A 7512-nucleotide genomic window follows, 5' to 3' on the forward strand; every position below is an offset into this window, starting at 1 on the left:
GGGGGAGTTGTTGATTATGAGAGGTAAGGAAATTCGTCTGGAAAGGATCATGAACCGTAATACGAAAAAAACCGTCATCGTACCGATGGATCACGGGGTCTCTGACGGGCCGATCCCGGGCCTGATCGATATGGGCCAGACCGTGAACCTGATCGCAGATGGCGGGGCAAACGCGGTGATCGGGCATGTGGGGCTTGCGCTGCACGGCCACCGGCAGGGAGGCCGGGACATCGGCCTTATCCTGCACCTGTCGGCAAGCACGAAACTTGCGCCGGACCCAAATGAGAAGGTGCTCGTGAACTCGGTGACAAACGCCTTAAAGATGGGCGCCGACGCGGTCTCGATGCACGTGAACATCGGGGCTGAGTCCGAGGCAAAGATGCTCCAGGACCTCGGGATGGTCGCGGTCGAATGCATGGAATGGGGGATGCCGCTCCTTGCGATGATGTACCCCCGGGGGAAGAACATCAAGACGAACAACGATCTCGACCAGGTGAAGCTCGCCACACGGGTGGCAGCGGAGCTCGGCGCCGATATCGTAAAGACCGTGTACACCGGCGATCCCGAGTCCTTCCGCGAAGTGACACGGGGCTGCCCGGTGCCGGTCGTGGTTGCCGGAGGTTCAAAGACGGATGACCGCACAACATTGGAATTAATAGAGGGCGCGATGGCGGGCGGGGCTGCCGGGATCTCGATCGGCAGGAACGCCTTCCAGCACCGGACACCGGACAAGTTCGTCCGGGCCGCGGCATGTATCGTGCACCAGAACAAGAGCGTCGAGGAAGCGCTCAAAGTCCTCAACGGTTGAGGTGGCAATCATGATTGGAAAAGAAATACGGATCGAGCGGATAATGGACAGGAACACGGGACGGGCCGTGATCATCCCGATGGACCACGGGTTTTCCATGGGCCAGATCGACGGCCTGCTGGACATGACAAAAGTCATCACCGATGTGAGCGAAGGCGGGGCAAACGCGATTGTCCTCCACAAGGGCATGGTCAAGCGCGGGCACCGGCGGCACGGACGGGACATCGGGTTGTTCGTGCACCTCTCGGGCAGCACCTCGCTCAACCCGGACCCGAACGACAAGGTGCTCGTCTGCACCGTGGAGGAAGCGATCGCGCTCGGCGCTGACGGGGTATCCATCCACATCAACCTCGGCGCTCCGAACGAGTCGAAGATGCTTGAGTCCGGCGCAAAGATCGTCCGGGACTGCAACCGCTGGGGCATGCCGCTCCTTGTCATGATCTACCCGAGGGGAAAGGGCATCGACCCGGCCTCGCCCCAGACCATCGGGCAGTGCGTCAGGGTGGCTGAAGAGCTCGGCGCCGACATGATCAAGACCAGTTACCCGGGGAACCCCGAGGCATTTGCCCGGATCACCAAAGCCTGCTCGGTGCCGGTCTTTGTCGCCGGCGGCGAGAAGATAAGCGATCTTGAATCGCTCGAACTGATCCGGGATTCCGTTGCGGCCGGCGGGGCCGGTGTCTGCATGGGGAGGAATGCATTCCAGAGAAACGACACCCGGGCGTTTGTCCACGCCCTCTGCCGGGTCGTGCACAACAAGGTCGACCCGAAGAAGGCGCTGGAGCAGCCTCAATGAAACAGTTCTGGGTGGACTGCCGCCCGTGGAACAAGGATATAGCGACGACCGCGATCGAGAGCGGCGCGGACGCGATCGTCACCGACCGGGCAGAGGACGTAAAGAGGCTCGGGCGGATCACAACGGTCGCACCCGATGGCGACCTCAGACCCGGAACAGATGTCATTGAGTGCAGCATCACGGACAAGGCAAGCGAGAACGATGCGGCAGCGAAAGGAAAGAACCGGATCGTGGTCGTCACGACAAGCGACTGGACGGTCATCCCGCTCGAAAACCTCGTCGCCCAGTCGGACCGGATCGTCGCCGCCGTGAAGGACACGCACGAGGCAGAACTCGCGCTCCACGTCCTTGAGAAAGGCGTGTATGGTATCCTCCTCAAGACTACGGATCCGTCCGTGGTAAAAGCAGTCGCGGCACTCATAAAAAGCCAGGCCGGCACGGTCAGCCTCGTCCCGTTCACGGTCACGAAGATCCAGCCCGTCGGGATGGGCGACCGGGTCTGCGTGGATACCTGCTCGATGCTTGTCGACGGCGACGGCATGCTGATGGGGAACACCTCGTCTGCCATGCTCCTTGTGCACGCCGAGACGCTGGAGAACCCGTACGTCGCGCCCCGCCCGTTCCGGGTGAACGCCGGCGCAGTGCACGCATATATCCTGCTCCCTGACGGGAAGACCGCGTACCTATCTGATCTCTCCATCGGCGGGCAGGTGCTTGTCGCCGACAGCCACGGCGCGGCCCGTTCCGCAATCGTGGGCAGGACAAAGATCGAGCGCCGGCCCCTGCTGCTCGTGGAAGCGAAAGCCGAAGGGAGCGGCGCAAAGGCGAGTCTCATCCTCCAGAACGCAGAGACGATCCGGCTCGTCACTCCCGACGGGAACGCCATATCGGTCGTGAACCTTGCAGCCGGAGATCCTATCCTTGGCTGTGCGCTTGAAAGCGGCAGGCATTTTGGCATGCCGGTCAAAGAGACGATCCGAGAGAAGTGAGCATGAAGGCAGGCATTATCGGCGGAACCGGGAAGATGGGCCAGCTCTTTTGTCCCGTCTTTGAGCGGGCCGGCTACGAGACCCTCGTTTCGGGCCGCTCGACCGCGCTCACGAACGAACAGCTTGCAGAGTCCTGCGACATCGTGATTGTCTCGGTACCGATCCGGGACACCGTCCGGGTCATCGGGGAGATTGCGCCCGTGATGCGGGACGATCAGCTGCTCTGCGATTTTACCTCGCTCAAGGTCGCACCCGTCGCCGCCATGCTCCGGTCAAAGGCGCAGGTGATCGGGCTCCACCCGATGTTCGGGCCGACGGTATCTTCGATTGCCGGCCAGACCATCGTGGTCTGCCCCGCCCGCACGACCGATGCGGCGCTCGACTACCTCGCAGGCATCTTCACCCGCGAAGGTGCGGTCTGCACGCTCGCGACCCCGGAGGAACACGACCGGATGATGGCGGTCGTGCAGGGGCTCACGCACTTTGTCACGATCTGCATGGCCGACACCCTGCGCCGGCTGGGTACCGATATCGGGGCAACCGAGGCGTACATGAGCCCGGTCTACCAGATCGAGCTCGGCCTTGTCGGCCGGCTCCTCTCGCAGGACCCGGCGCTCTATGCCGATATCCTCGAACAGAATCCGTTTGTTCCTGAGGTGATCGCAGCCTGCCGGTCGGCAGCCGGCGACCTTGCAGAGATCGTAACATCGGGCGACCCGGATGCCTTTGCAGAATTTTTCAGGCAGGACACCCGGCACCTCGGCACCTACTGCAAACGCGGGCAGGACCTGACCGATACCCTCATCGAATGCATGGTGAAGAAATGACGGTCATCACGCTCGGCCCCGAAGGGACGTTCTCCCACGAGCTCGCACGAAAACTTGCCTGCGATCCCCTTGTCCTCAAACCCACCATCCACGGCATCTTTGCCGCAGTTGCGGCGGGAGAAGGGGACGGGATCGTGCCCATCGAGAACTCCGAGGCTGGCGCTGTCGGGGAGACCATGGACGGGCTTTCCCACAACAACCTCGCGATCACCGCGGAGATGTACATGCCGATCCACCACAACCTCGCTGCTCTCGTGCCGGCCGATAAGATCCGGGTGATCTACGCCCACCCGCAGACCCACGAGCAGTGCAGCAGGTACATCGAGCGGCTGGCAGTCCCGGTGATCCACACGAGCAGCAACGCCTCCAGTGCCCTTGAGGCAAAGAAGACCCCAAACGCCGGGGCGATCCTCCCGGAATCGGCAGCAGCGATCTATAAGATCCCGATCATTGAACGAAACGTCGAGAACAACCAGGAGAATACGACCCGGTTTGTGAGGATCTCAAAAACCCCCGGGCCCGGCTGCCGGCCCGGCAAGTGCAGCCTCCTCATCGACCCGGACACAGACCGGGCCGGGCTGCTCTATGACCTCCTCGGCGTCTTTGCCCGGCGGGGGATCAACCTGACCCGGATCGAGTCGAGGCCCACCAAACGCGGCATGGGAACGTATGTCTTCTTCCTCGATTATGCCGTGACCGGGCAGACCGACGAGGCACTTTCTGAGCTCATGGCAATTACCACGGTACGAAAACTGGGTTGTTACCCGAAGATCGAGGTACCACCATGATCGTCACCCTCCCCCAGCGGCACGAAATTGACCTCACGGTTGCCGCACCGCCGTCGAAGAGCTACACGCATCGTGCCCTTATCGCCGCAGCCCTTGCCCGGGGCACGAGTACGATCGTCAACCCGCTTATCTCCGACGACACACAGCTCACGATGGCTGCACTCCGCAAGCTCGGCATCCCGCTTGAAGCCGGAGAACGCAGCGTGACCATCGAAGGCTGCGACGGAAAACTGTCCTGCCCGCCGGGCACCGTGCTCGACCTCGACAACTCGGGCACCTCGCTGCGCCTGCTCGCGTCCACGGCACTGCTCTGCGATAACCCGGTCACGTTCACCGGAAGCGCCCGTATGCAGGAGCGGCCGGTCGGCCCGCTTGCCGGCACCCTTTCCGATCTGGGAGGAATGGTCGTATTCGCAAAAAAGCCCGGGTATCCCCCGCTCACCATCGGTGGCCGCCTTCTCGGCGGAAGCGCCACAATAGACGGGTCATCGAGCAGCCAGTTCGCCTCTTCGGTCCTGATGGCCGCCCCCTATGCCCACCACGAGGTCACGCTCTCGATCACGGGAACTCCCGCGTCGCAGTCCTATCTCGATATCACGGCCGGGGTCATGACCGATTTCGGCGCCGTGATCCGGCGCGAAGGCTACCGGCAGTTCGCAGTCAGTAACCAGGATCATTACACCGGCCACACGTACGTCATCGAAGGGGACTACTCGTCGGCCTCGTATTTCTTTGCGCTCGCGGCGATCTGCGGCGGCAGGGTGGCAGTCACCGGCCTCAACCCGGAATCCGTACAGGGAGACCGGCTTTTCCTTGATGCGCTCCGGAAGATGGGCTGCGATGTCACGTACGCCCACGACGGGGTCATGGTCGAACATGAAGGCCCCCTTACCGGGATCACCATCGACATGTCCTCGGCCCCCGACACAGTCCAGACGCTCTGCATGGTTGCAGCCGTGGCAAAGACCCCCACCATGATCACCGGCATCGGCCATCTGAAATACAAGGAGAGCGACCGGCTTGACGTCACAGTAAAGCGCCTGCGCCAGCTCGGCTGTGTCGCAAACACCGGCGAAGACCGGATCATCATCCAGCCGGCCGCACTCCACGGCGGCACCATCGACCCGGCAAACGACCACAGGACCGCGATGAGCTTTGCCGTCCTTGGTCTTGGGGTCGGCGGGGTGACGATCTCCGGTGCGGAGTGCGTGAACAAATCGTTCCCGGGGTTCTGGGATGCAATCAAAGGAGTGATGGAATGAAGCGGATCGTGCTTTTCGGCTACCGTGGGACCGGAAAGACCGGCATCGGCGCCATCCTTGCCCGGCGGCTGAATGTACCGTTTGTGGACACCGATGCCCTCATCGAACAGAAAAGCGGCCGCACGATCCCCGAGATCTTCAAAAATGACGGGGAGGCACGGTTCCGTGCGCTGGAACGCGACGTGATCGTCGGGCTCCCCGTCGGCGACTGTGTTGTCGGTACCGGCGGCGGCGCCGTGACGGACCCGGCAAACATGGAACACCTCCGGGCCGGAAGCGTATGCGTGCTCCTGACTTCAGACATCGGGACCATCCAAAAAAGGCTCCAAAAGAGCCCCCGCCCGCCGCTCACCAGCCTGCCCCCGGAAGAAGAGATTGCGCAGGTGATGTCCCGCCGGCGCTGGCAGTACGCCGCAGCGGCAGACTTCTGCGTGGACACAAGCACGACATCGACGGAACAGGCGGCAGGCCGGATCCTCTCCCTTCTCGAACAGGGTACCGTCCCCCCGCAGGTGCAGGAGGCGGCGTTCCGGTGGTTTGCAACCGACGCTCCCGGAGCACCCGAACTCCACCGGCTTGAATCCCTGCTGACCAGTCCCGATCGCGATGTGCAGACCCGGTTCCTCGGTATCGCCGGCTACCCCTGTTCCCACAGCAAAAGTCCCCTGCTCTTCAACCGGCTCTTCGAGAGATACAACCTGAACTGCCATTACACCCGGTTTGAAAACCCATCGATCGCTACGATCCTGCAGGTAGCCCGCGACATCGATGCAAAAGGGCTCTCGGTTACCATTCCCTTCAAACGGAGTGTGATGCCATATCTCGATGAGATCGATGATGATGCGGCACAGCAGATCGGGGCGGTTAACACGGTGGTCTTTTCCTGCGGGGCTGCGCAGGGTTACAACTCGGACTGGCTGGGCATACAAAAACCCCTTACCGGCTTTTCAGGCACCCGTGCAGTGCTGCTTGGTGCCGGGGGCGTCGCCGCAGCGGCTGCCTACGCGCTCACGAACCTGGACATGGAGGTCACGATCCTGAACCGGACACCGGAGAGAGCACGGACGCTCGCGGAGCAGTTCGGCTGCCGGTGGCGGACGTGGAACGCTTTTGACTGGATAAACCCGGATCTGGTCGTGAACGCGACCTCTCTTGGCATGCAGCCGGATACGAGGAGCCCGCTGCGTGACGATCAGCTCAAAAAGGAGATGACCGTATTTGATCTTGTGTACACACCTCCGGTAACCCCCCTGATTGCGGCTGCACGAAAAGCCGGCTGCACAACCATCACCGGTACCGAGGTCTTTATCTACCAGGCACGGGAGCAGTTCCGGCTCTTCTTTGGGATCGATGTGCCCGATACAGTCATCAGGGAGATACTGGCATGAACACCTTTGGCAAAAATTTCGCAGTCACGACATTTGGCGAGAGCCATGGACCGGCCGTGGGCGCCGTTATCGACGGGTGCCCGGCCCGTCTCGGATTATCACCGGCCGACATCCAGCCGCTCCTCGACCGGCGCCGGCCGGGCACGTCTCCGCTCATGTCGGCCCGGAGCGAGAGCGATACGGTCGAGATCCTCTCGGGAGTGTTTGAAGGACAGACGACCGGCGCGCCCATCGCGCTCCTGGTGAAAAACCGGGACGTGCATTCCGGGGACTACGAGGCGCTCCGGGAGAAATTCCGGCCCGGCCACGCGGATTTCACGTACCAGGAGAAGTACGGTATCCGGGACCACCGGGGCGGCGGCCGGAGCTCGGGCAGGGAAACGGTCGGCCGGGTCGCAGCCGGGGCCGTGGCGCTGAAGTACCTCGCGACAAAAGGGATCGCGGTTACCGGCCGGATCGTGTCCGTGCATGGCAAAACCGCCCCTCATGAGATCGAACATGAGATCCTCGCGGCAAAAGCGGCCGGGGACTCGGTCGGCGGGATCGCGGAGATTGTGGCCACCGGCTGCCCGACCGGCCTCGGTGACCCGGTCTTCGGGAAACTTGACGCGGCAATCGCCGGCGCCATGATGGGGATCGGCGCGGTCAAGGGGG

At 62.6% G+C, this 7512-nt stretch carries 8 protein-coding genes; all 8 read left to right on the top strand.

The genetic code is table 11. From position 1 onward, the window contains the following. Nucleotides 1-16: 16 nt before the first annotated feature. The gene (locus tag WCE46_RS05025; RefSeq protein ID WP_424732606.1) at nucleotides 17-808 is read left to right on the top strand and encodes a 2-amino-3,7-dideoxy-D-threo-hept-6-ulosonate synthase; all 792 of its coding nucleotides are present in this window, start codon (nucleotides 17-19) and stop codon (nucleotides 806-808) included. Between the two features lie 10 nt (nucleotides 809-818). Then, nucleotides 819-1604, top strand: coding sequence for a 2-amino-3,7-dideoxy-D-threo-hept-6-ulosonate synthase (locus WCE46_RS05030; RefSeq protein WP_424732607.1), 786 nt, complete (start codon nucleotides 819-821; stop codon nucleotides 1602-1604). Next, nucleotides 1601-2593: a 3-dehydroquinate synthase II gene (locus WCE46_RS05035; protein ID WP_424732608.1), complete on the top strand. Its 993-nt coding sequence runs from the start codon at nucleotides 1601-1603 to the stop codon at nucleotides 2591-2593. The genes WCE46_RS05030 and WCE46_RS05035 overlap by 4 nt, the downstream gene beginning before the upstream one ends. 2 nt (nucleotides 2594-2595) lie before the next feature. After that, nucleotides 2596-3420 carry a prephenate dehydrogenase/arogenate dehydrogenase family protein gene (locus tag WCE46_RS05040; protein ID WP_424732609.1) on the top strand — a complete coding sequence of 275 codons (825 nt, stop codon included), beginning with the start codon at nucleotides 2596-2598 and terminating at the stop codon, nucleotides 3418-3420. Continuing rightward, the gene (locus tag WCE46_RS05045) at nucleotides 3417-4208 is read left to right on the top strand and encodes a prephenate dehydratase (RefSeq protein ID WP_424732610.1); all 792 of its coding nucleotides are present in this window, start codon (nucleotides 3417-3419) and stop codon (nucleotides 4206-4208) included. Before WCE46_RS05040 ends, WCE46_RS05045 begins: the two co-directional genes overlap by 4 nt. Next, nucleotides 4205-5470, top strand: a complete 1266-nt coding sequence (aroA, locus tag WCE46_RS05050; RefSeq protein ID WP_424732611.1) for a 3-phosphoshikimate 1-carboxyvinyltransferase — start codon at nucleotides 4205-4207, stop codon at nucleotides 5468-5470. The genes WCE46_RS05045 and aroA overlap by 4 nt, the downstream gene beginning before the upstream one ends. Beyond that, nucleotides 5467-6858, top strand: a complete 1392-nt coding sequence (gene aroE / locus WCE46_RS05055) for a shikimate dehydrogenase (RefSeq protein WP_424732612.1) — start codon at nucleotides 5467-5469, stop codon at nucleotides 6856-6858. Before aroA ends, aroE begins: the two co-directional genes overlap by 4 nt. Continuing rightward, nucleotides 6855-7512: chorismate synthase (gene aroC, locus WCE46_RS05060; protein ID WP_424732613.1), on the top strand; the 658-nt coding region annotated here is incomplete at its 3' end. The genes aroE and aroC, both read left to right, overlap by 4 nt.

Source organism: Methanoregula sp. (assembly GCF_049690535.1).
Classification (GTDB): Archaea; Halobacteriota; Methanomicrobia; order Methanomicrobiales; family Methanospirillaceae; genus Methanoregula.